Here is a 26277-nt window from a genome sequence, read left to right as displayed (position 1 = left end):
GGGATGTGCAGCACGTGCGTTTCCTCAATGACATCCAGCCCGGGTACGACCTGACGTACGACGACGTCTTCATGGTGCCGAGCCGCTCCGCGGTCGGCTCGCGGCAGGGCGTCGACCTCAGCTCCCCGGACGGCACGGGCACCACCATCCCGCTCGTCGTCGCCAACATGACCGCCATCGCGGGCCGCCGTATGGCCGAGACCGTGGCCCGACGCGGCGGCCTCGTGGTGATACCGCAGGACATCCCGAACGACGTGGTCACCGACGTCGTCTCCTGGGTGAAGAGCCGGCACCTGGTGCTGGACACCCCGATCATCCTGTCGCCGCACCAGACGGTCGCCGACGCGCTGGCCCTGCTGCCCAAGCGCGCGCACAACGCCGGGGTCGTCGTCGACGACACCCACACGCCGGTCGGCGTGGTCACCGACGCCGACCTGTCCGGCGTGGACCGCTTCACGCAGCTGTCCGAGGTCATGTCCCGGGACCTGCTGCTCATCGACGCGGACATGGACCCGGGCGAGGCCTTCAACACCCTCGACCACGCCAACCGCCGCTACGCTCCCGCGGTCAACCAGGACGGCACGCTCGCCGGCATCCTGACCCGCAAGGGCGCCCTGCGCGCCACGCTCTACAAGCCGGCCACCGACGCGCAGGGACGGCTGCGCATCGCGGCCGCCGTCGGCATCAACGGCGACGTCGCGGGCAAGGCACAGGAGCTGCTGGACGCGGGGGTCGACGCGCTCGTCATCGACACGGCCCACGGTCACCAGGAGTCGATGATCAGCGCCCTGAAGCTGGTGCGCGACCTCGACCCGCGGGTGCCGATCGTCGCGGGCAACGTGGTCGCCGCCGCGGGTGTGCGCGACCTGATCGAGGCGGGCGCGGACATCGTCAAGGTCGGTGTCGGACCCGGCGCCATGTGCACCACCCGCATGATGACCGGCGTCGGCCGGCCGCAGTTCTCCGCCGTCCTGGAGTGCGCCGCCGAGGCGAAGAAGTACGGCAAGCACGTGTGGGCCGACGGCGGCGTCCGCCACCCGCGCGACGTGGCCATGGCCCTCGCGGCCGGCGCGTCCAACGTGATGGTCGGCTCCTGGTTCGCGGGCACCTACGAGTCCCCGGGCGACCTCCAGCACGACGCGCAGGGGCGGGCGTACAAGGAGTCCTTCGGCATGGCGTCCGCGCGTGCCGTGCGCAACCGCACCTCGGAGGAGTCGGCGTACGACCGTGCTCGCAAGGCGCTGTTCGAGGAGGGCATCTCCACCTCCCGCATGTTCCTCGACCCGGCCCGCCCGGGCGTCGAGGACCTGATCGACTCGGTCATCGCGGGCGTCCGCTCCTCCTGCACCTACGCCGGTGCCGGCTCCCTGGAGGAGTTCGCCGAGAAGGCCATCGTGGGCATCCAGAGCGCCGCCGGCTACGCCGAGGGCAAGCCCCTGCACGCCAGCTGGAGCTGAGGCGCCAACGCCCGTCCATACGGCCCCCGGTGGAAAACCGGGGGCCGTACGCGCGTGGGTGCCCTACCGTCGTGCGGCATGGAGATCACCCTCTGCCGGGCCGCCGACGTGGCGTTGCTCGACCGGTACATCGGCTCCATGGCCGCCACCTCGTTCCACGCGCGCCGCTTCCAGCGCCAGGAGCGGGGCCAGAGCACGTACCTCGTCGCCTGGCTCGACGAACGGCCCGTGGGGCACACGGAACTGCGCTGGGGCGGCTGCGACGACGCGGCCGTACGGGCGGCACGGCCCGGCTGCCCCGAGATCAACGCGCTGACCGTGTGGCCCGAGACGCTGCGCTCGCGCGGCATCGGCAGCGCCCTGATCCGGGCCGCCGAGGAACTGGCCCGGGAGCGGGGCCGCACGGCCGTCGGACTCGGTGTCGCCGACGACAACCCGCGCGCCGCCGCCCTCTACGCCCGGCTCGGCTATCTGCCCCTCGCGGCGTACGTCGGCCGCTGGTCCTACGAGGACCACGACGGTCGCACACACGAGTGCGTCGAGGAGCTCACGTTCCTGCTGAAAGAGCTGGTCTGAGCAGGCCTTGTGCAACGGACGAAAGCTGTCGTGCAACGAACCTCCGGCCCGTCTCCATCAACGCAATGATCTTGCGGACATGCGCAAGGTTGCTGCATTTCACCAGCAACGCCGATCCTCGTAGGCTGTCGCCTCGTACGTGGCGTGGCAGGGACCCCGCTCGGTGGGTCCCTGCTCAAGGGTGCCGCTCGTCCCTGCCGCCCTGACCGGCAGCGATAAGGAGCCAGCGCGTGCTCGACCAAGGCGCACCCCCGCAGAACCCAGGCCAGAATGCCGCCCCCACACCCCCGGGCGTCGGTGCGCGCCTCATGCGTCGCAAGCCGGTGGAAAGCCTGGTCGCCGAGGGTGGCCAGGGTGAGGGCGGGTCGCTGCGGCGCTCCCTCGGCCTGTGGCAGCTCACCATGATCAGCATCGGTGCCACCCTCGGCACCGGCATCTTCGTCGTCCTCGGCGAGGCCGTCCCCAAGGCGGGCCCGGCCGTCACGCTCTCCTTCGTCATCGCCGGCCTCACCGCCCTGTTCTCGGCCCTGTCCTACGCCGAGCTGGCGGGCACCATCCCGGTCGCCGGATCCTCGTACTCGTATGCGTACGCAACGATGGGCGAGCTGATCGCCTGGGTCTGCGGCTGGTGCCTGGTCCTGGAGTACGGCGTCTCCGTCGCCGCCGTCGCGGTCGGCTGGGGCGAGTACCTCAACGAACTGCTCGACGGGACCATAGGCGTCACCATCCCGGCCGCCCTGTCCGCCCCGCCCGGCGACGGCGGCGTGTTCAACCTGCCCGCGCTGATCGTCGTCCTGCTCGCGATGGCGTTCCTGCTGGGTGGCGCCAAGGAGTCCGCCCGCGCCAACACCGTCATGGTCATCGTGAAGATCGCCGCGCTGGTGATGTTCTGCGCCATCGGCGTCCAGGGCTTCCGCTCCGGCAACTACGAGAACTTCATGCCGCTGGGCATGGCGGGTGTGAGCGCCGCCGGGGCGACGCTGTTCTTCTCCTACATCGGCTTCGACGCCGCCTCCACGGCCGGCGAGGAGGCGAAGAACGCCCAGCGCGACCTGCCCCGCGCGATCATGCTGTCGCTGGTCATCGTCACGGCGCTGTACGTCCTCGTCGCCGCCGTCGCGGTCGGGGCCAAGCCCTGGAAGAACTTCACCGACTCCGAGGCCGCCCTCGCCCAGATCATGCGCGAGGTCACCGGGCAGACCTTCTGGGGCACACTGCTGGCGTTCTGCGCGGTCATCGCCATCGCGAGCGTGGTCCTGACCGTGCTGTACGGCCAGACCCGCATCCTCTTCGCCATGTCGCGCGACGGGCTGGTGCCGAAGGTCTTCTCCAAGGTCCACCCGAAGACCAAGACCCCCCGTGCCAACACCCTGATCGTGTCGCTGTTCTGCGGTGTGCTCGCCGCCGCGATCCCGCTCGGGCAGCTCGCCGACGCCACCAGCATCGGCACCCTGTTCGCCTTCGCGCTCGTCAACGTGGCCGTCGTGGTGCTGCGCCGGACCCGCCCGGACATGCCCCGCACCTTCCGGGTGCCGCTCTCCCCGGTCATGCCCGCCCTCGGCTTCGGCTTCTGCATCTGGATGATGGGCAGCCTCTCGGCCGTGACCTGGGTGGTCTTCGGTGTCTGGATGGCCGTCGGGCTCGTGTTCTACTTCGGGTACGGCTATCGCCGTTCCCGACTCGCACCATCCGAGAAGTGATCAACCCACTGTGCTGAACGATCTCGACGAACGCATCGTGCACGCCCTGGCCGAGGACGCCCGCCGCTCCTACGCCGACATCGGCCAGATCGTCGGTCTGTCCGCACCCGCCGTGAAACGGCGGGTGGACCGGCTGCGGGCCACCGGAGCCATCACCGGCTTCACCGTCCGGGTGGACCCGGGCGCCCTGGGCTGGGAGACCGAGGGGTTCGTCGAGATCTACTGCCGGGGCAACACCTCCCCGGAAACCATTCAGCGGGGCCTGGAGCGCTATCAGGAGGTCGTGGCCGCGTCCACCGTCACCGGGGACGCGGACGCGATCGCCCAGGTCTTCGCCTCCGACATGCGGCACTTCGAACGGGTCCTGGAGCGGATCGCCGGAGAGCCGTTCGTCGAGCGGACCAAGTCCGTGCTCGTGCTGTCGCCGCTGCTGCGGCGCTTCTCGTCGGGATCGCCCACGTAAGCCGGTGGCCCGGCCCCGGACCCGGGCCTAACATCGGTGCCATGACCTGGCGACATTGATCCACCAGCCGTGCCTCCCGAGGACCGCCTCGGCCGCCGTACCTCCGGCGTCCGAACGGTCCATACGGGAAGGCCTCATGACACTCTCACCCGCACACGTGCCCGCCACCGGTGTCCGGCGGCTGACGACCACGCTGTACGGCTACGCGTTCCTCGACGACTTTGTCCTGCTCTACCCGGTGTACGCGCTGCTGTTCGCCGACACCGGCATGTCGCTTTGGCAGACCTCCTCCCTGTTCGCCCTGTGGTCGATCACCTCGGTGGTCCTGGAAGTGCCGTCCGGCGCCTGGGCCGACACCGTGTCGCGACGCCGGCTGCTGTGGATCGGCCCGCTGCTCACCGCCGCCGGCTTCGCGCTGTGGGTGCTCGCCCCGTCGTACGGGGCCTTCGCGGCCGGCTTCGTCCTGTGGGGCGCGGGCGGTGCGCTCGGCTCCGGCGCGCTGGAGGCGCTGGTCTACGACGAACTGGACCGGCTCGGCGCCGCCGGCCGCTACGCCCGGGTCATGGGCCGTGCCCGGGCCGCCCGGCTGGTCGGCACCGTGGCCTCGCTCGGCCTCGCGGGGCCGGTATTCGCCCAGGGCGGCTACGCCGCCGTCGGTGCCGCGAGCGTCCTGGCCTGTCTGCTGGGCGCTGCCACCGCGACCCGCTTCCCGGAACACCGGGTACATCGGGAGAGCGCTGACGACAGCTGGGCGACGACCCTGCGGACCGGACTCGCGGAGGTCCGCGGCAACCGTGCGGTGCGCGGCGCCCTGCTGCTGGTCCCGGCCGTGGCCGCCGTGTGGGGCGCCCTCGACGAGTACACGCCGCTGCTGGTCCGGGACATCGGCGTCGCCGAGGCGACCGTGCCCTACCTGATCATGATGATCTGGGCGGGCGTCACCGTCGGCAGCCTCCTGACGGGACCGGCCGAACGCCTCGGCCCGGCCGGTCTCGCAGCCCTGCTCGCGGGCGCCGCCCTCGCCCTGGCCGTGGGCGGTTTGGCCCGCTCCCTGGCCGGCATCGCTCTCGTGGGCGTCGCCTTCGCCGGGTTCCAGCTGGCGGAGGTGCTGGCCGACGTCCGCCTCCAGCACCGTATCGACGACTCCAGTCGGGCCACGCTCACCTCCGTGGCGAGCCTGGGCACCGAGCTGGCCACGATCGCCACGTTCGGGGTGTACGTGCTGCTCGGCACGGACCTGGCGCACGGCACCGTCTTCGCGGTGCTGGCGATCCCCTACCTGATGACGGCCCTCGTGCTGGTCAGAAGTCGGGCCGCCACGGCACGACGGTGAAGTCGCCCGTCCCCTTCCTGACCTTCTCGAAGGGGGCGGAGCCCACGCACTTGGGCAATCCCTTCGTCTCGACGGGGTTGCCCGTGGAGGCCCAGCTGTAGCCGAGCCGGTCGATCCGGCCGGTGTCGTGGACGGTGATGCCGACCCGCTTGCCCTCGGCGCCGGGCAGGTCGGAGGAGGTGATGACGCCGGAGACGACGGCCACCTTGCCGCCGGTGACCAGGCAGTCCACCTTCGCCTTCGCCCGGGCGCCCTCGCCGTTCAGATAGTGGCTCCACTCGAAGGTGCCGGTGGCCTTCATCGGGTCGGCGTTGTCCTTCGCGGCCAGATGCGCGTCGAAGGAGAAGGTGATGTCGTCCCCGGCCGAGCGGTACAGCTTGGCCTTGCCGGTGAGCGCGGCGGCCTCCCGCGCTTGCACCGGAGAGCCGGAGCCGGAATCGGAGGACGCGGCGGCGGAGGCCGCCGTGGCGGTCGCGGTGAGCAGCAGCGCGGCCCCGAGCACGGCGGTCTTCGTACGGCGGTTCATGGCGGTCCTTTCCGCAGGGATGCAGGTCGCTGGAACGCTCACCACTGTCCCGGCGCGGCGCCCGCCCCACATCGCTCCGGGGGCGGGACCCCGCCTCCGCCGCCCGGCGGGGGAGCACCCCACCGGTCTGCGCCCACGGGTGGACCGACGTACGACCGCGGTCCCGCAACGAATCGCCGCCGAGCCCTCGACGGACGCAATGATCAGCTCACCGGCGCGCAATGGCTGCTCCTTGTCCGGCCGAGCCCGCCGACCGTACCGTCTATCAGGCCCCCGAAAACCCTCCGTGCCCCGGTGAGGAACACGCATGCGCACCGCCCTGCTCCAGAGCTCCGGCCGCCCCGGCTCCACCGTCGAGAACCTCAAGGTCCTCGACGAGGCCGCGGGCCGGGCCGCCGCCGCGGGCGCCGGGCTGCTCGTCACGTCGGAGATGTTCCTGACGGGGTACGCGATCGGCGACGACATCGGCCGCCTCGCCGAGCCCGCCGACGGAGACTGCGCGGACGCGATCGCCGAGATCGCGACCGGCCACGGCATGGCGATCGCCTACGGCTATCCCGAGCGGGCGGGCGACGCCGTGTTCAACTCGGCCCAGCTGATCTCCGCCGACGGCACCCGGCTCGCCAACTACCGCAAGACCCACCTCTTCGGCTGCTTCGAACGCGACCACTTCACCCCGGGGGACCAGCCGGTCGTCCAGGCGGAGATCGACGGTCTGCGCGTCGGCATCCTGATCTGCTACGACGTGGAGTTCCCGGAGAACGTCCGCGCCCACGCCCTCGCCGGCACCGACCTGCTTCTCGTCCCGACGGCCCAGATGCACCCGTTCCAGTTCGTCGCCGAGTCGGTGATCCCGGTGCGTGCCTTCGAGAACCAGATGTACGTCGCGTACGTCAACCGAGCCGGCCAGGAAGGCGAGTTCGAGTTCGTGGGACTGTCCACGCTCGCCGGGCCCGACGGGGTCGCCCGCGCCCGGGCCGGCCGGGGCGAGGAACTCGCCCTCGCCGACGTCGACCCGGCCCTCCTCGCCGCGTCCCGCGAGGCCAACCCGTATCTGCTGGACCGGCGCCCGGGCCTCTACGGGTCGCTCGCCTGATCCCCCCCACACCTGTCTGTTTCCTCTGCAAGGAGTCCGTACCCCATGACGTCCACCGTGCCCAACGCCGTCGAGCACGCAGACGCGCAGCAGCCGCCGATCACCATGTTCGGCCCGGACTTCCCGTACGCCTACGACGACTTCCTCGCCCACCCGGCGGGTCTCGGGCAGATACCCGCGACCGAGCACGGCACGGAGGTCGCGGTCATCGGCGGCGGCCTGTCCGGCATCGTCGCCGCGTACGAGCTGATGAAGATGGGCCTCAAGCCGGTCGTGTACGAGGCCGACCAGATCGGCGGCCGGCTGCGGACGGTGGGCTTCGACGGGTGCGACGAGTCCCTCACCGCCGAGATGGGCGCGATGCGCTTCCCGCCGTCGTCCACCGCGCTCCAGCACTACATCGACCTGGTCGGCCTTCAGACCCAGTCCTTCCCCAACCCCCTCGCGGAGGGAACCCCGTCGACCGTCGTCGACCTCAAGGGCGAGTCGCACTACGCCGAGACGGTCGCCGACCTGCCCCAGGTCTACCGGGACGTCGCCGAGGCGTGGAACAGGTGCCTGGAGGAGGGCGCCGACTTCTCCGACATGAACCGGGCCCTGCGCGAGCGGGACGTCCCGCGCATCCGCGAGATCTGGTCCCGGCTCGTCGAGAAGCTCGACAACCAGACCTTCTACGGCTTCCTCTGTGACTCCGAGGCGTTCAAGTCCTTCCGGCACCGCGAGATCTTCGGCCAGGTCGGCTTCGGCACGGGCGGCTGGGACACCGACTTCCCCAACTCCATCCTGGAGATCCTCCGGGTCGTCTACACCGAGGCCGACGACCACCACCGCGGCATCGTCGGCGGCTCCCAGCAGCTGCCGCTGCGCCTCTGGGAGCGTGAGCCCCAGAAGATCGTCCACTGGGCGCAGGGGACCTCGCTCGCGAGTCTGCACGAGGGCGGAGAGCCGCGTCCGGCGGTGACCCGGCTGCACCGCACGGCCGGCAACCGCATCACCGTGACCGACGCGCACGGCGACATCCGCACCTACCGGACGGCGATCTTCACCGCCCAGTCCTGGATGCTGCTGTCGAAGATCGACTGTGACGACTCGCTCTTCCCGATCGACCACTGGACGGCCATCGAGCGGACCCACTACATGGAGAGCTCCAAGCTCTTCGTGCCGGTCGACCGTCCCTTCTGGCTCGACAAGGCCGTCGACGACAGGGGAAATCCGACCGGCCGGGACGTCATGTCGATGACGCTCACCGACCGTATGACGCGCGGGACCTACCTGCTCGACGACGGCCCGGACAAGCCCGCCGTCATCTGCCTCTCCTACACCTGGTGCGACGACAGCCTGAAGTGGCTGCCGCTGTCCGCGAACGAGCGGATGGAGGTCATGCTGAAGTCGCTGGGCGAGATCTATCCCAAGGTCGACATCCGCAAGCACATCATCGGCAACCCGGTGACCGTCTCCTGGGAGAACGAGCCCTACTTCATGGGCGCGTTCAAGGCCAACCTGCCCGGCCACTACCGCTACCAGCGGCGTCTGTTCACGCACTTCATGCAGGAGGAGCTGCCCGAGGACAAGCGCGGCATCTTCCTCGCCGGCGACGACATCTCCTGGACGGCCGGCTGGGCCGAGGGTGCCGTCCAGACCGCCCTCAACGCGGTCTGGGGCGTCATGCACCACTTCGGCGGTACGACCGACCCGACGAACCCGGGGCCCGGCGACGTCTACGACGAGATCGCGCCGGTGGAACTCCCGGAGGACTGACGGGCTCGGGCTCTGCGAGCGGCCCGACCGAGGCGTGAGCGTACCCGCCGCACCGGTCGCATCCGCGGCACGGGTCGCACCAGCCGCACCGTTCGCACCCGCGGCACCGGTCGTGGCCGCGGACGTCGGCCGACGTCCGGTGCGGGATCGGCGGTGCCGGCGGTGCCGGCGTCGTCGTCCGGCCCGCCGGCCGGCAGCCTGCGGCGGATCACCATGGCGATCACGGCGGCGATGGCGCTCACGGACACGGCGAGTCCGCCCAGACCGGTGATCGCCTCGGTCACCCGCCGCCACAGGCCGCCGGCCCAGGAGAGCCAGTCGTCGTCCTCGGGCGGCGGCACCGCGTCCACGCTCCAGATCAGGGGCGGCTTCTCCACCAGCACCGTGTCGGTGTCGCGGAGGTAGGAGGTCATGGTGAGCGCGACACTGAACGTCCCCGCACGCTCGGCCCGCACCTCCCACAGCCAGACAGCGACGTCCTCGCGGCTCAGGACACTCTGCCGTTCCGACGACAGCGGCGTGCACCGCACACCGGCACCGGAGCAACGCAGCTTCACCCCTATCTGCGTACCCGCGCTGGCGACCGCCTGGGACTCGCCGGAGCCGGACGAGACCCGGGCGCCCGGAATCTCGACCCGGAACCGGCGAGGCGGCGCATCCGCCACGAGCCCCAGGGCGCGCGGGTTCGTGTGGACGACCGTGACGTCGAAGAGGCGGCGACGCTCCCGCTCGATCTCCTCGCCGTAGGACCACTGGTCGGACGGGGGAGCCGTTCCCATCGCGGCGCCACCGGGCCGGTCCTCCTCCTCGCCCGGCATGACGAAGCCGACGAAGCTCCCCCAGACCAGGGCGAGCAAGAGCCCGAGCGCCACCCAGGAAACGCCGCCCAGGGCATCGAGGACCAAGAGCACCGTGCTGCGTCGGCGAGTCGCCCACGCGCGTAATCCGACCATGCGCGCACAGCGTAGTGAACGATCCTGTCAGCAGGCTCCCGGCCGAATTCGCCGCCAGGGCAACCGAGTTGGATCAGCTCTGCAACGGCGTGAGCAGCATGCGCCCCGCGAAGCCCACCGCTGTGTCCAGGCGGGTGGTGAAGTCCTCGGCCACGTCGGGGAGTTCGCGCAGCACCCACAGGGCCCGGGCCGCGGTCCAGGAAGCGTCCCGGGCACGGTCCAGGCTCCAGGAGCCCAGCAGATGGGTCAGCGGGTCGGCGATCTGGAGCAGATCGGGACCCGGCATCAGATCTTCGCGGATGCGCTCCTCCAGCGAGACGAGGAGATCGCCCACCGCGTCGAACTCGTCCTCCAGGTCGGCGGGTGCGCAGCCGAGCGTACGGCAGGTGTCCACGACGGCCAGCGCGAGATCGTGCCCGATGTGCGCGTTGATGCCCGCGAGGGCGAACTGCAACGGCCGTACCCCGGGATGGCGGCGGAACTGGAACAGCGGCCGCCAGCAGGCGGGTGGGCGCCGCTCCGCGGCCGCTGCCTCGACGGCCTCCAGGTACCGCTCCGCGAACCGTACGTCCAGCGTGATCGCGGCATGCGGGTCCGCGAACCGACCGGTGTCGACGTACCGGTCCACCGCCTCCGTCACGGCCAGGTAGACGCGGTTGAAGACCGCCACCCCGTCCCGGGGGTGCAGTGCCGCGTCGAGGGCGCGCATACGGGAGATGACTCCGTCGACCGGAGTGTCCAGGGCTGAGGGGACTTGTTCGCATCGCGGCATGCGGGCAGAGTCCCAGCTCTAGGCTGGCGGGAGTACCGGCTGGCCCGGCGCTTCCCCGAAACGGGGGAACGCCGCCCGCCGCAGGGGGAGGGGGAGCAGCACCGTGTCAGGCTCACGTGCCCAGCGCCTGGCCGCCCGCAGGGCCGAGCGCAGGCGCGCCGCCCGGCGCGGCGCGATGGTCGTGGCGGCCTCCTGTGTGGTCGCCGTCGGCGCGGTCGCCGGGGCGCTCTCCGCGGTCGGGGACCGGCCGTCGTCGGACGAGGCCCGGCCCTCCGGGGTATCCGCCTCGCCCCGCCTGGCGCCCCTGCCCGCGGTGCCGTCGGTGTCCCCGTCGGTCTCCGGCTCCGCCTCGCCCACACCGTCTCCGACGAAGAGCGCCGTCCCCGCGCCTTCACCCCCGAGGACCGAGGCCCGGAAGCAGACCGCCGCTGCCGTGACCGGCCGGCTCTACCGCCATCCCGACTCCCAGGTGCTCGACTGGATCCGGGCCCACGACGGCGACCCGCGCCACGAGGTCATCGCCTCCCGCATAGCCGACCGGCCGGCCGCCGTCTGGTTCGCCGACTACTCCCCGGACACGCTCACCGCCCGGGTCGCCGCGGTGACGTCCGGCGGCGCGGCACAGGGCCGGGTGCCCGTCGTCGTGCCGTACGCGATACCCGGCCGGGACTGCGGCGGCCACTCCCAGGGCGGAGCGCCCGACCTGGACGCGTACGACGCCTGGATCGACCGGTTCGCGGCCGGGCTGGGTTCCGGCGAGGTCATCGTCGTCCTGGAGCCGGACTCGGTCGCCCAGACCGAGTGCCTCTCCGCCGGCGCACGCGCGGACCGCTTCGCCTCGCTGGCCCGGGCAGGGCGCGTCCTGAAGGCCGCCAACCCCCGGGCACGCGTGTACTTCGACGCGGGACACTCCGGCTGGAACGCGCCCGGCAAGCAGGCGGCATGGCTGCGGCAGGCCGGTGCCGCCTCGCCCGAGTCCTCCGACGGGATCTTCAGCAACGTCTCCAACTTCCACACCACCGCCGACGAGGTCGCCTACGACCGGCGGGTCCTGGACGCCCTCGGTGGCCCGGCGGGCCTGGGCGCCGTCATCGACACCAGCCGCAACGGCAACGGTGCCCCGGCCGACGGGGAGTGGTGCGACCCGTCGGGCCGCAAGCTCGGCCGGACCCCGACTCTCGGCACCGGCGAGGCCCGGATCGACGCCTACCTGTGGGTGAAGCTCCCCGGGGAGTCGGACGGCTGCAAGGGCAGACCGGGGACGTTCACGGCGTCGTACGCCTACGAACTGGCCTCGCCGTAGGGCGCTGCGACTGGCCTCGCCACAGGACGCTACGGCTTCGCCTCGCCGGAGGACGCTACGGCTTCGCCTCGCCGGACGACGCAACGGCCTCGCCCGCCGCAGGGGCTACGGCTTGCCCTCGTCGTAGGACGAGGTGCCCTCGTCCAGCAGTGGCTGCTGGGTCTTCAGATGGGCCGGGGCGAAGGCCCGCAGGGCGTGGTAGCCGGTGATGACGACGATCGTGCCGAGCGCGATGCCGCTCAGCGAGAACGTGTCCGTGAACTTCATGGTGACGTTGCCGACGCCGATGATGATGCCCGCCGCCGCCGGGACCAGGTTCAGCGGATTGCGCAGATCCACCCTGGCGTTGAGCCAGATCTGGGCGCCGAGCAGGCCGATCATGCCGTACAGGATGACGGTGATGCCGCCGAGCACCCCGCCCGGGATCGCCGCGACGACCGCGCCGAACTTCGGGCAGACACCGAACAGCAGGGCGAAGCCGGCGGCGGCCCAGTAGGCGGCCGTCGAGTAGACACGGGTCGCGGCCATCACGCCGATGTTCTCGGAGTACGTGGTGTTGGGCGGGCCGCCGACCGCGGTGGACAGCATCGAGCCGACGCCGTCGGCCGAGATCGCCGTGCCGAGCCTGTTGTCCAGCGATTCGCCGGTCATCTCGCCGACCGCCTTCACATGCCCGGCGTTCTCCGCGACCAGCGCGATCACGACCGGCAGGGCGACCAGGATCGCCGACCACTCGAAGGACGGGCCGTGCAGAGTCGGCAGCCCGATCCAGTCGGCCTTGTCCACGCCGGAGAGGTCGAGTCGCCAGTGGTCGGTGAGCTTGCCGCTCGCGTCCACCGAGTGGATCTTGCCGAAGACCAGGTCGAACACCCAGGAGACGCCGTAGCCGAAGACCAGCCCCAGGAAGATCGCGATCCGGGACCAGAACCCGCGCAGACAGACGACCGCCAGACCGGTGAACAGCATCGTCAGCAGGGCCGTCCACTGGTCCTGCGGCCAGTACGTCGAGGCCGTCACCGGCGCCAGGTTGAAGCCGATCAGCATCACCACCGCGCCGGTCACGATCGGCGGCATCGTGGCGTGGATGATCCGCGCCCCGAACCGCCGCACGGCGAGCCCCACCAGGAACAGCGCGGCGCCGACGACGAAGACCGCGCCGGTGACGGTGGCGCTGCTGCCGCCCTGCGCGCGGATGACGGCCGCCACGCCCACGAAGGACAGCGAGCAGCCCAGGTAACTGGGGACGTGGCCGCGCGTGGCCAGCAGGAACACGACGGTCGCGACGCCCGACATCATGATCGCGAGATTGGGGTCCAGACCCATCAGGACCGGAGCCACGAAAGACGCCCCGAACATGGCCACCACGTGCTGGGCGCCGAGCCCGGCCGTGCGGGGCCACGAGAGCCGCTCGTCGGGGCGGACCACCGCGCCGGGCGCCGGGGTGCGTCCGTCGCCGTGCAGTTTCCAGCGGACGCCGAGATCCATGGTGCGGTATCGCTTTCGTCGTGCGTGCGAGTGTCCGGACCATTGTCGGGGTGCGTCAGGAGCGGCGGTGACCGGGGCGGACCAGGACGGCCGGGTCGGGGCTCCTCTCAGGGCCGCGGGTCGGGAACCGCCGCCCTCTCCGGTCGGCTGATCTGCGCCCGGTCGCCCGGGCGCAGCACCCGCGCGAACGCCACCAGGCCGCAGGACAGCAGCGTCACCAGGCAGAACGACACCATCAGGCTGGTCGCCTGGGCCAGCATGCCGATCGCGCTCGGCGCGATCAGGCCCGAGGTGTACGTGATGGTCGCGACGCCCGCGATGGCCAGGCTCGGGTTGGAGCCGCTGCGGCCCGCCGCCGCGAAGCACAGCGGTACGACGACCGCGATGCCCAGCCCCATCAGCGCGAACCCGCTCATGGCCACCGCCGGATGGTCCGCGACGACGATCAGCAGACCGCCGAGTACGGCGAGCACACCGCTGACCCGCACGGTCCGCACGGCACCGAAGCGGTCCACGATCCTGTCGCCGGCGATCCGGGCGATGGCCATGGTGAGCGTGAAGCCCGTGGTGCACGCCGCCGCGAGACCGGCCGAGGTCTCCAGCTGTTCGCGCAGATAGACGGCCGACCAGTCCAGGCTCGCGCCCTCGGCGAACACCGCGCAGAACCCGATCGCGCCGATGAGCAGGGCCGACCGGGGCGGCAGCGCGAACCTCGGGGGCGGCTCCTCGTCCTCGGCGGGCTGGAGATCGAGCACCCACCGGCAGGCCACCACGCCGATCACGGTGAGGACCGCGGCGGCCAGCACGTGATGCAGCCGGGCGTCCGAACCGAGGTGCGCGGCGAGCGTGCCGGCCGCCGAGCCGATCAGGGCACCCGCGCTCCACATGCCGTGCAGCCCGGACATGATCGACCGGCCGAGGCGGTTCTCTACCTCGACGCCCAGCGCGTTCATCGCCACGTCGGCCATGCCCGCCGTCGCGCCGTAGGCGAACAGGGCCAGGCAGAGCGTGAGCAGGTTCGGGGCGAGGGACGGCAGAACCAGCGAGAGGGTCCACAGGGCGATCAGTCCACGCAGCGCGTTGCGGGCTCCGAACCGGTGGCTGACACTGCCGGCGAGCGGCATCGCGACGGACGCGCCGAGCGCGGGGAAGGCGAGCGCGATCCCCAGCTGCCCGGCGCTCACTCCCGCGTGGTCCTGGATCCAGGGCACCCGGGTGGCGAACGAGCCGGTCACGGCGCCGTGCACGGCGAAGACGGCGGCCACGGCATACCGGGACCGTTTCACCTCGCGCAGTTCGTCGACCACGTTGCCCATTCTGGGGTCCCCCTCCAGCTCTCTGCCGCGCTCACGTCATGCGGGCGTAAACTATCAGGAAGCCTGCCTGATAATAAGAGGGTTTCCCGGCGGGCCACGGCCGACGGACCCGCCGATCTGGAAGGATCCCGGCATGCCCGCATCCCCGAGCACCGCCCGGGCCATCAACGACCGGCTCGCCCTGCGTCTGCTCCAGCAGGAGGGCCCGCTGACGGCAGGGCGGTTGAAGCAGCTCACCGGCCTGTCCCGGCCGACCGTCGCCGACCTCGTCGAACGCCTCACCGCCGCGGGGCTGATCGCGGTCGTCGGGGAGGCGGGGGAGCAGCGGCGCGGGCCCAACGCCAAGGTGTACGGCATCGTCGCCGACCGGGCGCACCTCGCCGCGCTGGACGTACGCACCGAGGGTGTCGCCGTCGCCGTCGCCGACCTGGTGGGCCGGGTACTGGCCGAGGCTTCCGTGCCCATCGGGGGTGACATGGCGACGGGTTCCGCCGTGGAACAGGCGGTCGCGCTGGTCGAGCGGGTGGTGAAGGAGGCGGGCGCCGACCGGCTGCACACCGTCGGCATCGGAGCGCCCGGCCTGATCGACCCGGCCAGCGGCGAACTCCGTGACTCCTCCGGGCTGCCGGAGTGGCACCGGCGTCTGGTCGCCGCCCTCCAGGAGCGACTGCCCGAGACACGGGTACGCGTCGAGAACGAGACCAACCTCGCGGCGGTGGCCGAGCAGCGCGACGGCGCCGCCCGGGACCGGGACACGTTCGTCCTGCTGTGGCTGGGACACGGTACGGGCGCGGCCGTGGTTCTCGACGGCGCGCTGCGCCGCGGCGCCTCGGGCGGCACCGGCGAGATCGGCTTCCTCCCGGTCCCGGGCACGACCACGCTGCCCTCCGCGACGGACTGCGAGGGCGGCTTCCACGGCCTGGCCGCGTCGACCGCGGTCGTGGATCTGGCGGCGGAGCACGGGGTTCCGGCGGAGCCGGGGCAGGAGGCGTCGGCGGTGGGGGTCGTACGGGCGGCGGTGGGAGTGGTGCGGGCCGCGGTGGATCAGGTGCGGGGGGTGGAGAGCGGGGGGTCTCGGTCCGAGGGTGGGGACGAGCTGTCGGGCCCGCCCGGGTCCGCCGCCCCCGCTGCCCGATTCCTCGATGCCCTGGCTGATCGGCTCGCCGTCGGGGTCGCCTCGGTGGTGGCGATTCTGGACCCCGGGTGTGTGGTGCTCGGGGGTGAGGTCGGGCAGGCCGGCGGCGAGGAGCTCGCCGGCCGGGTGCAGGACCGGATCGCCCGGATGACTCCCCTGCCCACGGAGGTACGGACGACCACCCTGGGCGGCGGCGCCGTCCTGCGCGGCGCCCTTCTCACGGCCCGCGACCGGGCCCAGGAGGAACTCTTCACCCCCGGGGAGCGGCCGATCCAGCGCTGGTAGGCCGCCCCGGGCCTCCCGGCCGAACCTCCGCACCCGGGACCGCCGCTCCTCGTCCACACCCGGCCAAGCCCGGGACCGCCCGCTCCTCGTCGGCACCCTCTACGTGCGGGCCCCGGATGTGCGGGTCCCGGATGTGCGGGCCCCGGATGTGCGGGCCCCTTCGCTACGCGCGGCCCTCCGCTACGCCCGGGACCGTCCGCTCCCCGTCCGCACCTGCCCGCCTCCGAACCGCCCCGCCAGATACATCTCGAAGGTCCCCGTGCCGATCGCCCGCCCCGGCGTCAGATGACCCCCGCTCCGAAAGCCCCGGTACGCCGCTCCCCACAGCGGTACGTTCACCACCGCGCGGCGCCGGCCGGACGCCTTCAGATACGCGCGGGCCAGCGACTCGAACGTGCGTACCTCCGGCCCGCCCATGTCCTCGACCCGCCCCGCCGGTTCACCCGCCGCCAGCTCGACCAGCCGGTCCGCGACCTCGGCCACCTCGACAGGCTGGTCCCGGACACCGGCCGGCAGGAACAGGACCGGCAGCTTCGACAGCCCCTGCAGCACCATGACCAGCAGGTCGTGGAACTGCGTCGCCCGCAGCACGGTCCAGCCGAGTCCCGACTCCTCGACCAGCCGCTCCACGGCGAGCTTGCTCTTGTAGTAGCCGAAGGGCACCCGGTCGACGCCCACGATCGAGATGTAGACGAGGTGCCGCACCCCGGCCCCGCGTGCCGCCCCGATCAGATTCGCCGCCGCCTGCTCGTCGCCCTTCTGCGCCGACGCGCAGTGCACGATCGTGTCCACACCGGCGACGGCCGCGTCCAGCGCGCCCCCGCCCTCCATCAGGTCGACCGCGTACGGCTGGGCGTGCCGGCTGAGCACCCGCACCTCGTGCCCGTCCGCGCGCAGCCGCTCGGCGACGAGCCGGCCGAGTGTTCCGGTGCCACCGGTCACCAGAATCGTGGTCATGCCGTTCAGTCCCTTCGAAGGCCCGGGCGCCCCGGCCGGAGCGCCCCTCGTCAGCTGAGACCGAACACCCTCGCCGAATGTGACAGATGCGCCCGGCGGGACCACGACCGTCTCCGATGGCCCTACGGCCGGGGGAGCTGACCCCGTGCGAACGCCAGCTTCTCCGGATTGACCACAGCCCGCACCCCGGTGACCAGCCCGTCGCGCACCTCGAACGCCGCCAGTCCGACGAGCGTGTCGCCCGCCCAGGTCGCCAGCCCTGTCGCGCCGTTGACCTCGACGGGCACGAAGTCCAGGCCCACCGTGAACTTCGGGCCCCCGCCGGCCAGGAACCGGGCGATCCTGGGACCGCCCTCGATCGGCCACCGGGCCGTCGTGGCCTTGCCGCCACCGTCGCTCCACCAGGTCGCATCGGCCGCGAGCAGCTTCTCGAGACCGGCCAGGTCGCCGTCGCGGGCCGCCCTGATGAACGACGCGACCAGCTCCTCCTGCTGCTCGGACGGGGGCTCGAAACGGGCCTGCGGCTCGCCCACCCGCCGCACGGCCCGCCGGTACAGCTGGCGGCAGTTCGCCTCGCCCAGGTCCAGGACCCCGGCGATCTCCCGATGCCCGTACCCGAACGCCTCCCGCAGTACGTACACCGCCCGCTCGGTCGGCGTGAGCCGCTCCAGCAGCACCAGCATCGCCATCGACACGGCGTCCCGCTGCTCGGCCGACTCCAGCGGGCCGAGCGTGTCGTCCCCGGTGACCACCGGCTCCGGCAGCCAGGTGCCGACGTATCGCTCGCGCCGGGCGCGCGCGGACGTCAGCCGGTTCAGGCAGAGGTTCGTGACGACCTTGGCGAGCCAGGCCGCCGGATGCTCGATCCCCGCGCGGTCGGCGCCGCTGTAGCGCAGATACGCGTCCTGGACCGCGTCCTCGGCCTCCGCGGCGGAGCCCAGCAGCCGGTAGGCGAGCGAGAACAGCCGGGGCCGGTGGACCTCGAACTCGTCGGCGGTCGTCGTGGTCATGGGGCTCACCCTGCCAGAACGCCGTCCGCGCGGCGTGGGGAGGCCCGGCGACGGGCAAGGGCCGTCGTCACCGTCGCCGGGCCGGTCCGCGTGGGTGTGCCAACCCTGGAGCCCGACCCTAGAAAGGACTAGACCACACCGTCAATAGGTGCGTACCAATCCCGGTGAGTGCGGCGACACGGTCTGTGAGGCAGCCCACACCGATCGCCTCTTTGAACGTCGATCAGGCGTGGCACACTGGCCGTGTACCAGTAGCAGCGCACTCCGGGGTCGGTGAAAGTCCGAACCGGCGGTTACAGTCCGCGACCCGGTCGCCTCCAGCGATCGGTTGACCAGGTGAAATTCCTGGACCGACGGTTAAAGTCCGGATGGGAGGCAGTGCGCGGCGGGCAGGCATACGTGCGTGCCGCCGAAGAAGTCCGTCCTGGGGGCGGACTCCGTCCGGCGTCGCCCCCGGTGTCTCTGCTCGTACATCTGTCGTCATCGACAGCCCCGGAGTCCGTGCCCCAAGAGGCAGGAGGACCCGGGAAGTGTTCACCGGAATCGTCGAAGAGCTGGGCGAGATCACCGCCGTCGAGACCCTCGACGACGCCTGCCGCTTCCGCTTGCGCGGTCCCGTCGTCACCCAGGGCGCCAAGCACGGCGACTCGATCGCGGTCAACGGCGTCTGCCTCACGGTCGTCGACCACGAGGGCGACGAATTCACCGCCGACGTGATGGCCGAGACCCTGAACCGCTCCAGCCTGGGCGCCCTCGCGGTCGGCACCCGCGTCAACCTCGAACGCCCCATGGCCGTCGGCGAACGCCTCGGCGGGCACATCGTGCAGGGCCATGTGGACGGCACGGGCGAGATCCTGGAACGCAAGCCCTCCGAGAACTGGGAGATCGTGAAGATCTCCCTCCCCGCGGACCTCACCCGCTACGTGGTCGAGAAGGGCTCCATCACCGTCGACGGCATCAGCCTCACCGTCGTCGACGCCGGCTCCGACCACTTCACCGTGAGCCTCATCCCCACCACCCTCGCCCTGACCACGCTCGGCCACAAGGGACCCGGCGACCCGGTCAACCTCGAGGTGGACGTCATCGCCAAGTACGTCGAGCGGATGCTGGGCGACCGTGTGCAGGGAGCGGCCAAGTGAACTGGCTCAACTCCGAGGCGTTCACGCTGTTCGGCCAGCACATCAAGTGGTCGGACATGATCGGCAACGTGATCGGTCTGATCGGCCTCGCCTTCGGCTGGCGGCGCTCCCTGTGGACCTGGCCCGCCCAGTTCCTCTCCGGCCTCATCCTCTTCACGGCCTTCGCCACCGCCCACCTCGCGGGCAGTGCCGGCAAGCAGATCGTCGTGATGCTCGTCGCCACCTACGGCTTCTGGCAGTGGAACCGGGGCCGGCAGCAGGCCCAGGACGGCTCCATCGCCGTACGGTTCGCCACCTGGCGCGAGCGCGGGGCACTGGCCGGTGCGGCCGCCGTCGGCACCCTCGCGGTCGGCGGCCTGTTCACCGCCTTCCCGACCCTCTCCTGGGACCCCTGGCCGGATGCGTACATCTTCGTCGGCACGATCGTCGCGATGTACGCCCAGGCCCGAGGCATGGTCGAGTTCTGGTTCGCCTGGCTCCTGGTCGACCTGGTCGGCGTCCCGCTGAACTTCGCCAACGGCTTCGCCTTCTCCGGCTTCGTCTACATCATCTACGGCGCGCTCGTCCTGTGGGGCATGCGCGACTGGTGGCTGCGCTCGCGCGCGGCAGCACAGCCCACCCTGGAAGGAGCGCCGGCATGAGCGCCCACCCGTCACCCGCCACCGCCCTGAACGAGGCTCCCCCAGAGCAGAAGGCCTGGGGGGACCCCCATCGCGCCACCCCCTCGACATCTGTCCTGTACGGCACCGACGACGTCGAGGACTTCGCGCTCGACCCCGTCGAGCAGGCCATCGCCGACATCGCGGCCGGCCGCCCGGTCGTCGTCGTCGACGACGAGGACCGGGAGAACGAGGGCGACCTCGTCATCGCCGCCGAGAAGGCGACCCCCGAGATCGTCGCCTTCATGATGAGCGAGTGCCGCGGCCTGATCTGCGCCCCCATGGAGGGCGACGAACTCGACCGGCTGCGTCTGCCGCAGATGGTCGAGGACAACACCGAGTCGATGAAGACCGCGTTCACGGTCTCCGTCGACGCCTCCGCCGCGCACGGCGTGAGCACCGGCATCTCGGCCGCCGACCGCGCCACCACGCTCCAGCTGCTCGCCGACGGCGTCACGGGGCCCGACGACTTCGTCCGCCCCGGCCACATCTTCCCGCTGCGCGCCCGGCCCGGCGGGGTCCTGACCCGCAACGGCCACACCGAGGCCGCCGTCGACCTCGCCCGCCTCGCGGGCCTGCGCCCGGCCGGGGCGATCGTCGAGATCGCCGGCGAGGACGGCACGATGCTGCGGCTGCCCGAGCTGATCCCCTTCGCCCGCAAGCACGGCCTGACGATCATCTCCATCGAGGACCTGATCGCCTACCGCCGCGGCAGCGAGCCCACCGTCCGCCGCGAGGCCAAGACCCGACTGCCCACCGCCCACGGCACGTTCACGGCGTACGGCTACCGCTCCGCGGTCGACGGCGTCGAGCACGTCGCCCTCGTGCACGGTGAGATCGGCGACGGCCAGGACGTCCTCGTCCGCGTCCACTCCGAATGCCTCACCGGCGATGTCTTCGGCTCCGCCCGCTGCGACTGCGGTCCCCAGCTGGACGCCTCCCTGGCCCGTATCCAGGCCGAGGGCAGGGGAGTGGTGGTCTACCTGCGCGGACACGAGGGCCGCGGCATCGGCCTGATGTCCAAGCTGCGCGCCTACGAACTGCAGGAGCGCGGCCGCGACACCCTCGACGCCAACCTCGAACTCGGCCTGCCCGCCGACGCCCGCGACTACGCCGCCGGCGCCCAGATCCTGGCCGACCTCGGGGTGCGCGGCGTGCGCCTGCTGACCAACAACCCCGACAAGACCGACGCGCTCGTCCGCCACGGCATCGCCGTCAAGGCACGTGTGCCGATGCCCGTGAGCGCCGGCGAGCACAACCTCCGCTACCTGCGCACCAAGCGGGACCGGATGGGCCACGACCTGCCCTGGCTCGACACGACCACCGTGCCGGCCTGCAGCAACCAGTAAGACAGCACAGCGAGACAGCCCAGCAAGTCGGCAGTGAGAAAGCTCTGAGGAGAGACGTGAGCGGCAAGGGTGCACCGGAACTGTCCGTACGCAATGTGGGTGACCTCAGGGTCGCCGTCATCGCGGCACAGTGGCACGAGAAGGTGATGGACGGTCTGGTCGACGGCGCCCTGCGCGCCCTGCACGACCTGGGCATCGACGAGCCGACCCTGCTCAGGGTCCCCGGCAGCTGGGAGCTGCCGGTGGTCGCCAAGGTCCTCGCGGGCCGCGGCTACGACGCGATCGTGGCCCTGGGCGTCGTCATCCGCGGCGGCACCCCCCACTTCGAGTACGTGTGCCAGGGCGTGACCCAGGGCCTGACCCAGGTGTCGGTCGAGACCGGCGTCCCGGTCGGCTTCGGCGTGCTGACCTGCGACACCGACGAGCAGGCCCTGGACCGTGCGGGCCTGCCCGGCTCGAACGAGGACAAGGGACACGAGGCGGTGACGGCGGCGGTGGCGACCGCGGCCACCCTCCGCTCGGTATCCGAACCCTGGCGCTGAGGCGCCCCCTACACCGCGTAGGCTAGGCGTCACCATGTCCAAGAAGACGTTCGAGGAGCTCTTCACCGAGCTCCAGCACAAGGCCGCCCAGGGCGATCCCGCCACTTCCCGCACCGCAGAGCTGGTCGAGAAGGGCGTCCATGCCATCGGCAAGAAGGTCGTAGAAGAGGCCGCCGAAGTCTGGATGGCCGCCGAGTACGAGGGCAAGGACGCGGCCGCCGAGGAGATCTCGCAGCTGCTGTACCACGTCCAGGTGATGATGGTCGCCCGCGGCATCTCCCTCGACGACGTCTACGCCCACCTGTAAGCCGCGGCACGCCGCACCCGTTCCCGTACGACACCACGCAAAGGAAGCCGACCTCATGCTGCGCATCGCCGTCCCCAACAAGGGTTCCCTGTCCGGCCCTGCGGCGGAGATGCTGCATGAGGCCGGCTACCAGCAGCGCCGGGAGTCCAAGGAGCTGCGGATCGTCGACCCGGTGAACGAGGTCGAGTTCTTCTACCTCCGCCCCCGCGACATCGCCATCTACGTCGCCTCCGGCCAGCTCGACATCGGCCTCACCGGCCGCGACCTGCTCATCGACTCGGGCGCCGACGCCGAGGAGATCCTCCCGCTCGGCTTCGCCCGCTCCACCTTCCGCTACGCCTGCAAGCCCGGCACCATCGGCGGCCTGGCAGACCTCGCCGGCAAGACCGTGGCCACCTCCTACGAGGGCATCGTCGCGGCGCACCTGGCCGACCACGGCATCGACGCCTCCGTCGTCCACCTCGACGGCGCTGTCGAGACCGCCATCCAGCTCGGCGTCGCCCAGGTCATCGCGGACGTCGTCGAGACCGGCACCTCGCTGCGCAACGCGGGCCTTGAGGTCGTCGCCGAGCCGATCATGAAGTCCGAGGCCGTCGTGATCCGTCGCACCGGCGCGGACGCCGACGACCCCAAGGTGCAGCAGTTCCTGCGCCGCCTCCAGGGCGTCCTGGTCGCCCGGACCTACGTGATGATGGACTACGACTGCCGCGTGGAGCAGCTCGAGAAGGCCGTCGCCCTCACCCCCGGCCTGGAGTCGCCGACGGTCTCCCCGCTGCACAACGAGGGCTGGGTCGCCGTCCGCGCGATGGTCCCGGCCAAGGAGGCGCAGCGGATCATGGACGACCTCTACGACATCGGCGCCCGGGCCATCCTGACCACGGCCATCCACGCCTGCCGTCTCTGAGGGGCGTACAGCGATGTCCGATCTGCCCACTCTGCCCGTCACTTTCCGGCCGGGCAGCACCCGAGCGGTGCTGCTCTCCGCCGCCGTCGCCATCCTGGTCGTGATCACGGCCGTCGCGATGCTGCTGAAGCAGCTCAGCCCCGCCGAACGTCTCAGCTTCGTCGTCACGGCGCTGCTGCTGGACGCGGTGCTGCTCCTGCTGGCCCGGCCCAAGGTCGTCGCCGACGAGTCGGGGGTCACCGTGGTGAACCTCACGAACAAGCGCCGGCTGGAGTGGGCCGAGATCCTTCAGGTGACCCTCCGGCCCGGCGACCCCTGGGTGTTCCTCAACCTCAGCGACGGCACCAGCCTGCCTGTCCTCGGTATTCAGCCGGGTATCGCGAGGCAGCGGGCGATCACCGACGCCCGGGCCCTGCGGGCGCTCGCCGAGGCCCGTTCCGTGGCGCACGAGCGGCATCAGAGCTGACTCGGGGAATCCACTGGGCGATCGCCACTGCCGCACCGGGCCGTGTCTTGATTAATCTGTTGGCGGAGGCGTGTACGGATGCGCCTCCGCCTCTGCTGCCCCGCCCGGTGCACAGAAGGCCCCTGCTAACCGAGGAGTGACCCTCTCCGGCGATGGACGGATCGTCCTGTAGTACCTGCGCCGCCCCCTGCCGACATAGCGCGTACCCCGTTCTCGAGGTACGCGACTTTGCGGAGGCGGCGGCATCATGACCACCCCCCTGCTGCTCCTGGCAGCCGCGTTCCTGCTGATTCTCGCCAACGGATTCTTCGTGGCGGCCGAGTTCGGACTCGTGACGGTCGAGCGGCCCGAGGCCGAGAAGGCCGCCGCCGAGGGCGACCGGCGCGCCCACCGCGTTGTCGAGTCGCTCAAGGAACTGTCCTTCCAGCTCTCCGGCACCCAGCTCGGCATCACCATCACCTCCCTCGTCGTCGGCATGCTCGCCGAACCGGCGCTCGCTGAGCTGCTGCACGGCCCGTTCACCTCGATCGGCATACCCGAGGGAGCCGTCTCCGGTGTCACGGTCGTCGTCGGCATGCTGCTGGCCTCCGCCGTGCAGATGGTGATCGGCGAGCTCCTGCCCAAGAACTGGGCGGTGTCCAGGCCGCTTCAGGTCGCGCGCTTCGTCGCGGGCCCGCAGCATGTCTTCGCCCGGCTGTTCCGCCCGGTCATCGCCGGCCTCAACGCCGTCGCGAACCGGCTCGTCCGCGCTCTGGGAATCGAGCCCACCGAGGAGCTGGCCTCCGCCCGCACCCCCGGCGAACTCGTCTCCCTGGCCCGTCACTCGGCCCGGGCCGGCGCCCTCGAACAGGACACGGCCGACCTCTTCGTCAGGACCCTGTCGCTGGGTGAGCTGACCGCGCAGCACGTGATGACGCCGCGCGTGAAGGTCAGCGCCCTGCAGTCCTCGGCCACCGCCGAGGACGTGGTCAACCTGACCCGCGCCACCGGCCTCTCCCGCTTCCCCGTCTACCGGGAGAAGATCGACGAGGTGGTCGGCATGGTCCACCTCAAGGACGCCCTGGCCGTGCCGGTGCGGGACCGGCTGCGGACCCCCGTCGGCCGCATCGCGCGCCCGGCGCTGCTCGTGCCGGAGACGCTACCCGTACGGCCGCTGCTCTCCCGCCTGCGCAGCGAGCAGCCCATCGCGGTCGTCGTCGACGAGTACGGCGGCACGGCCGGCGTCGTCACACTGGAGGACATCGTCGAGGAGATCGTCGGCGAGGTCCGCGACGAGCACGACGGACACGATCTGCCCGAGCTGGCCTCCGCACCGCCGGAGGACGGCAGGCCCGCCTGGGACGCCGACGGCAGCTGCCGTGTCGACATCCTGCGGCGCATAGGCCTCGACGTGCCGGAAGGCCCGTACGAGACCGTCGCGGGCCTGATCGCCGATCTGCTGGGCCGTATCCCGGCCGTCGGCGACAGGGCGGAGCTGCCTGGCTGGCGGCTGTCGGTGCGCCAGGTCGGCCACTACCGCGCGGAGCGGGTCCGGCTCGTGCGGACGGCCCCGGTGGCCGCCATGGTGGAGGCCGTCCGATGAGCGTCCTCCAGCTTCTCTTCGCCGCGCTGCTCGTGCTGGCCAACGGCTTCTTCGTCGGTGCCGAGTTCGCGCTCGTCTCCGTACGCCGCAGCCAGATCGAACCGCTCGGCACGGCACGCGCCCGGCAGGTCCTCTACGGGCTCGAGCGGCTGCCGCAGATGATGGCGGCGGCCCAGTTCGGCATCACGATCTGCTCCCTCACCCTCGGCGCGGTCGCCGAACCGACCGTCGCGCATCTGCTGGAGCCGGTCTTCGAGTGGGTCCATCTGCCGCACGGCATGATCCACCCGCTGACCTATGTCATCGCCCTCGCCGCGGTGGTCTTCTTCCACCTCGTCATCGGCGAGATGGTCCCGAAGAACCTGGCGATGGCGGCCCCCGAGAAGGCCGCGCTGTGGCTCAGCCCCGGCCTGGTCTGGTTCGCCCGCTTCTGCAAGCCGATCACCGCCGCGCTCGGCGCGGTCTCCCAGGGCATCCTGCGGCTCTTCCACGTCGAGCCCAAGGACGAGGTCGAGGCCGTCTTCACCAGTGAGCAGCTCAACCGGCTGGTGGAGGACGCCGGCCAGGCGGGTCTGCTCGACCCCGAGGAGGCCGAAAGCCTGGAGGACGCGCTGGAGCTGGGGTCGCGCCCGGTGACGGACGTCCTGCTGAGGCGCGAGTCCCTGGTGACGGTCAGCCCGTCGGTCACCCCCGGCCGCATTGTCGAGCTGACGGCCCGGACCGGGTACTCCCGGTTCCCGGTCGCGGCGGAGACCGGGGCGTTCATGGGCTATCTGCATGTGAAGGACGTCCTGGACCTGGAGCACTCCGACCGGGCCGTGCCGCAGCAGCTGTGGCGGCCCATGACGACGCTGCGGTCCGAGCTGCCACTGGACGACGCGCTGACGGTGATGCGGCGCGCCGCGACGCATCTGGCCCAGGTGGCCGACGGTTCGGGGAAGGTGCTCGGGCTGGTCGCGCTGGAGGATGTGCTGGAGCTGCTGGTGGGGGAGGTGCGGGATCCCGCGCACCGCGAGGTGCCGGAGGTTCGGGTCACCGAACCTCGGAGCAGCGAGGAGGCGTTGGCTTCGTAGGCGGTCGGCTGCGGGCGCGTGGGGGCTGGTCGCGCGGTTCCCCGCGCCTCCAGACAGGTGGGTGGGGCTCGACCGGCCTTCACTGCACCCACTCAGGGGCGCGGGGAACCGCGCGACCAGCCCTCACCGGC

At 71.6% G+C, this 26277-nt stretch carries 25 protein-coding genes and 1 riboswitch; of the genes, 18 read left to right on the top strand and 7 right to left on the bottom strand.

The features are described from left to right. Window positions 1-14: 14 nt before the first annotated feature. The 5 genes from ACIBK5_RS18710 to ACIBK5_RS18690 all read left to right on the top strand — a co-directional run bounded on the left by ACIBK5_RS18710 (window position 15) and on the right by ACIBK5_RS18690 (window position 5529). Window positions 15-1457 (top strand): GuaB1 family IMP dehydrogenase-related protein, encoded by a 1443-nt coding sequence (locus tag ACIBK5_RS18710; protein ID WP_399020961.1) that lies wholly within the window; start codon window positions 15-17, stop codon window positions 1455-1457. Window positions 1458-1535: 78 nt separating this feature from the next. Next, window positions 1536-2033: a GNAT family N-acetyltransferase gene (locus ACIBK5_RS18705; protein ID WP_399020959.1), complete on the top strand. Its 498-nt coding sequence runs from the start codon at window positions 1536-1538 to the stop codon at window positions 2031-2033. Between the two features lie 230 nt (window positions 2034-2263). Then, a complete protein-coding gene (locus ACIBK5_RS18700; protein ID WP_399020957.1) occupies window positions 2264-3733 on the top strand; it encodes an amino acid permease in 1470 nt (489 codons plus the stop codon). Between the two features lie 10 nt (window positions 3734-3743). Further along, window positions 3744-4196, top strand: coding sequence for an Lrp/AsnC family transcriptional regulator (locus tag ACIBK5_RS18695; protein ID WP_003988931.1), 453 nt, complete (start codon window positions 3744-3746; stop codon window positions 4194-4196). 136 nt (window positions 4197-4332) lie between these two features. After that, entirely contained in the window at window positions 4333-5529 is a 1197-nt protein-coding gene (locus tag ACIBK5_RS18690; protein WP_399020955.1) for an MFS transporter, read from the top strand. Here the strand turns inward: ACIBK5_RS18690 and ACIBK5_RS18685 are convergent. Next, entirely contained in the window at window positions 5498-6055 is a 558-nt protein-coding gene (locus ACIBK5_RS18685) for a Repetin (protein ID WP_399020953.1), read from the bottom strand. The genes ACIBK5_RS18690 and ACIBK5_RS18685 overlap by 32 nt on opposite strands. Before the next feature lie 307 nt (window positions 6056-6362). Here ACIBK5_RS18685 and ACIBK5_RS18680 point away from each other — a divergent pair, with 307 nt between their 5' ends. Both ACIBK5_RS18680 and ACIBK5_RS18675 read left to right on the top strand, forming a co-directional pair. After that, complete coding sequence (locus tag ACIBK5_RS18680) at window positions 6363-7151, top strand: carbon-nitrogen hydrolase family protein (protein ID WP_399020951.1); 789 nt, start codon at window positions 6363-6365, stop codon at window positions 7149-7151. A gap of 45 nt (window positions 7152-7196) precedes the next feature. Then, window positions 7197-8909 carry a flavin monoamine oxidase family protein gene (locus tag ACIBK5_RS18675; RefSeq protein ID WP_399020950.1) on the top strand — a complete coding sequence of 571 codons (1713 nt, stop codon included), beginning with the start codon at window positions 7197-7199 and terminating at the stop codon, window positions 8907-8909. Here ACIBK5_RS18675 and ACIBK5_RS18670 read toward each other — a convergent pair. Then, window positions 8870-9862 (bottom strand): hypothetical protein, encoded by a 993-nt coding sequence (locus tag ACIBK5_RS18670; protein WP_399020948.1) that lies wholly within the window; start codon window positions 9860-9862, stop codon window positions 8870-8872. The two genes, ACIBK5_RS18675 and ACIBK5_RS18670, sit on opposite strands and share 40 nt — an antisense overlap. A gap of 73 nt (window positions 9863-9935) precedes the next feature. Then, complete coding sequence (locus ACIBK5_RS18665; RefSeq protein WP_399020947.1) at window positions 9936-10634, bottom strand: DUF5995 family protein; 699 nt, start codon at window positions 10632-10634, stop codon at window positions 9936-9938. A gap of 175 nt (window positions 10635-10809) precedes the next feature. On the opposite strand from ACIBK5_RS18665, the gene ACIBK5_RS18660 reads away from it, so the two are divergent. Then, a complete protein-coding gene (locus tag ACIBK5_RS18660; protein ID WP_399021282.1) occupies window positions 10810-11937 on the top strand; it encodes a glycoside hydrolase family 6 protein in 1128 nt (375 codons plus the stop codon). A 105-nt stretch (window positions 11938-12042) separates the two neighbouring features. Here ACIBK5_RS18660 and ACIBK5_RS18655 read toward each other — a convergent pair whose 3' ends face one another. Next, window positions 12043-13422, bottom strand: a complete 1380-nt coding sequence (locus ACIBK5_RS18655; RefSeq protein ID WP_399020945.1) for a uracil-xanthine permease family protein — start codon at window positions 13420-13422, stop codon at window positions 12043-12045. 107 nt (window positions 13423-13529) lie between these two features. Beyond that, a complete protein-coding gene (locus tag ACIBK5_RS18650; RefSeq protein WP_399020943.1) occupies window positions 13530-14738 on the bottom strand; it encodes an MFS transporter in 1209 nt (402 codons plus the stop codon). A gap of 133 nt (window positions 14739-14871) precedes the next feature. On the opposite strand from ACIBK5_RS18650, the gene ACIBK5_RS18645 reads away from it, so the two are divergent. After that, window positions 14872-16158, top strand: coding sequence for an ROK family transcriptional regulator (locus ACIBK5_RS18645; protein WP_399020942.1), 1287 nt, complete (start codon window positions 14872-14874; stop codon window positions 16156-16158). Window positions 16159-16338: 180 nt separating this feature from the next. Here ACIBK5_RS18645 and ACIBK5_RS18640 read toward each other — a convergent pair whose 3' ends face one another. Continuing rightward, window positions 16339-17115, bottom strand: coding sequence for an SDR family oxidoreductase (locus tag ACIBK5_RS18640; protein WP_399020940.1), 777 nt, complete (start codon window positions 17113-17115; stop codon window positions 16339-16341). A gap of 122 nt (window positions 17116-17237) precedes the next feature. Next, a complete protein-coding gene (locus tag ACIBK5_RS18635; protein WP_399020938.1) occupies window positions 17238-18125 on the bottom strand; it encodes an RNA polymerase sigma-70 factor in 888 nt (295 codons plus the stop codon). Between the two features lie 255 nt (window positions 18126-18380). Further along, window positions 18381-18511: riboswitch (FMN riboswitch) on the top strand. 144 nt (window positions 18512-18655) lie between these two features. Between ACIBK5_RS18635 and ACIBK5_RS18630 the strand changes: the two genes are divergently transcribed. The 9 genes from ACIBK5_RS18630 to ACIBK5_RS18590 all read left to right on the top strand — a co-directional run bounded on the left by ACIBK5_RS18630 (window position 18656) and on the right by ACIBK5_RS18590 (window position 26146). Continuing rightward, on the top strand, window positions 18656-19264 hold the full coding sequence (locus tag ACIBK5_RS18630) for a riboflavin synthase (protein ID WP_399020937.1): 609 nt from the start codon (window positions 18656-18658) through the stop codon (window positions 19262-19264). Then, window positions 19261-19905, top strand: a complete 645-nt coding sequence (locus ACIBK5_RS18625) for a nicotinamide riboside transporter PnuC (protein WP_399020935.1) — start codon at window positions 19261-19263, stop codon at window positions 19903-19905. The genes ACIBK5_RS18630 and ACIBK5_RS18625 overlap by 4 nt, the downstream gene beginning before the upstream one ends. Continuing rightward, entirely contained in the window at window positions 19902-21272 is a 1371-nt protein-coding gene (locus ACIBK5_RS18620) for a bifunctional 3,4-dihydroxy-2-butanone-4-phosphate synthase/GTP cyclohydrolase II (protein ID WP_399020933.1), read from the top strand. The genes ACIBK5_RS18625 and ACIBK5_RS18620 overlap by 4 nt, the downstream gene beginning before the upstream one ends. Before the next feature lie 56 nt (window positions 21273-21328). Further along, window positions 21329-21814 carry a 6,7-dimethyl-8-ribityllumazine synthase gene (gene ribH / locus ACIBK5_RS18615; RefSeq protein ID WP_184597131.1) on the top strand — a complete coding sequence of 162 codons (486 nt, stop codon included), beginning with the start codon at window positions 21329-21331 and terminating at the stop codon, window positions 21812-21814. 34 nt (window positions 21815-21848) lie between these two features. After that, window positions 21849-22121, top strand: coding sequence for a phosphoribosyl-ATP diphosphatase (locus ACIBK5_RS18610; protein ID WP_361934420.1), 273 nt, complete (start codon window positions 21849-21851; stop codon window positions 22119-22121). A gap of 55 nt (window positions 22122-22176) precedes the next feature. Next, window positions 22177-23025 (top strand): ATP phosphoribosyltransferase, encoded by an 849-nt coding sequence (gene hisG / locus ACIBK5_RS18605; RefSeq protein WP_189726388.1) that lies wholly within the window; start codon window positions 22177-22179, stop codon window positions 23023-23025. Window positions 23026-23038: 13 nt separating this feature from the next. Further along, window positions 23039-23491: a PH domain-containing protein gene (locus ACIBK5_RS18600; RefSeq protein WP_399020931.1), complete on the top strand. Its 453-nt coding sequence runs from the start codon at window positions 23039-23041 to the stop codon at window positions 23489-23491. A 247-nt stretch (window positions 23492-23738) separates the two neighbouring features. Beyond that, window positions 23739-25073, top strand: a complete 1335-nt coding sequence (locus ACIBK5_RS18595) for a hemolysin family protein (RefSeq protein WP_399020930.1) — start codon at window positions 23739-23741, stop codon at window positions 25071-25073. Next, window positions 25070-26146 carry a hemolysin family protein gene (locus ACIBK5_RS18590; RefSeq protein WP_399020927.1) on the top strand — a complete coding sequence of 359 codons (1077 nt, stop codon included), beginning with the start codon at window positions 25070-25072 and terminating at the stop codon, window positions 26144-26146. Before ACIBK5_RS18595 ends, ACIBK5_RS18590 begins: the two co-directional genes overlap by 4 nt. The last annotated feature ends 131 nt before the right edge of the window (window positions 26147-26277 follow it).

Source organism: Streptomyces sp. NPDC050546 (assembly GCF_044457425.1).
Classification (GTDB): domain Bacteria; phylum Actinomycetota; class Actinomycetes; order Streptomycetales; family Streptomycetaceae; genus Streptomyces.
Note: the sequence above shows the minus strand (reverse complement) of the source record. Positions and strands in the feature narration are given on the sequence as shown.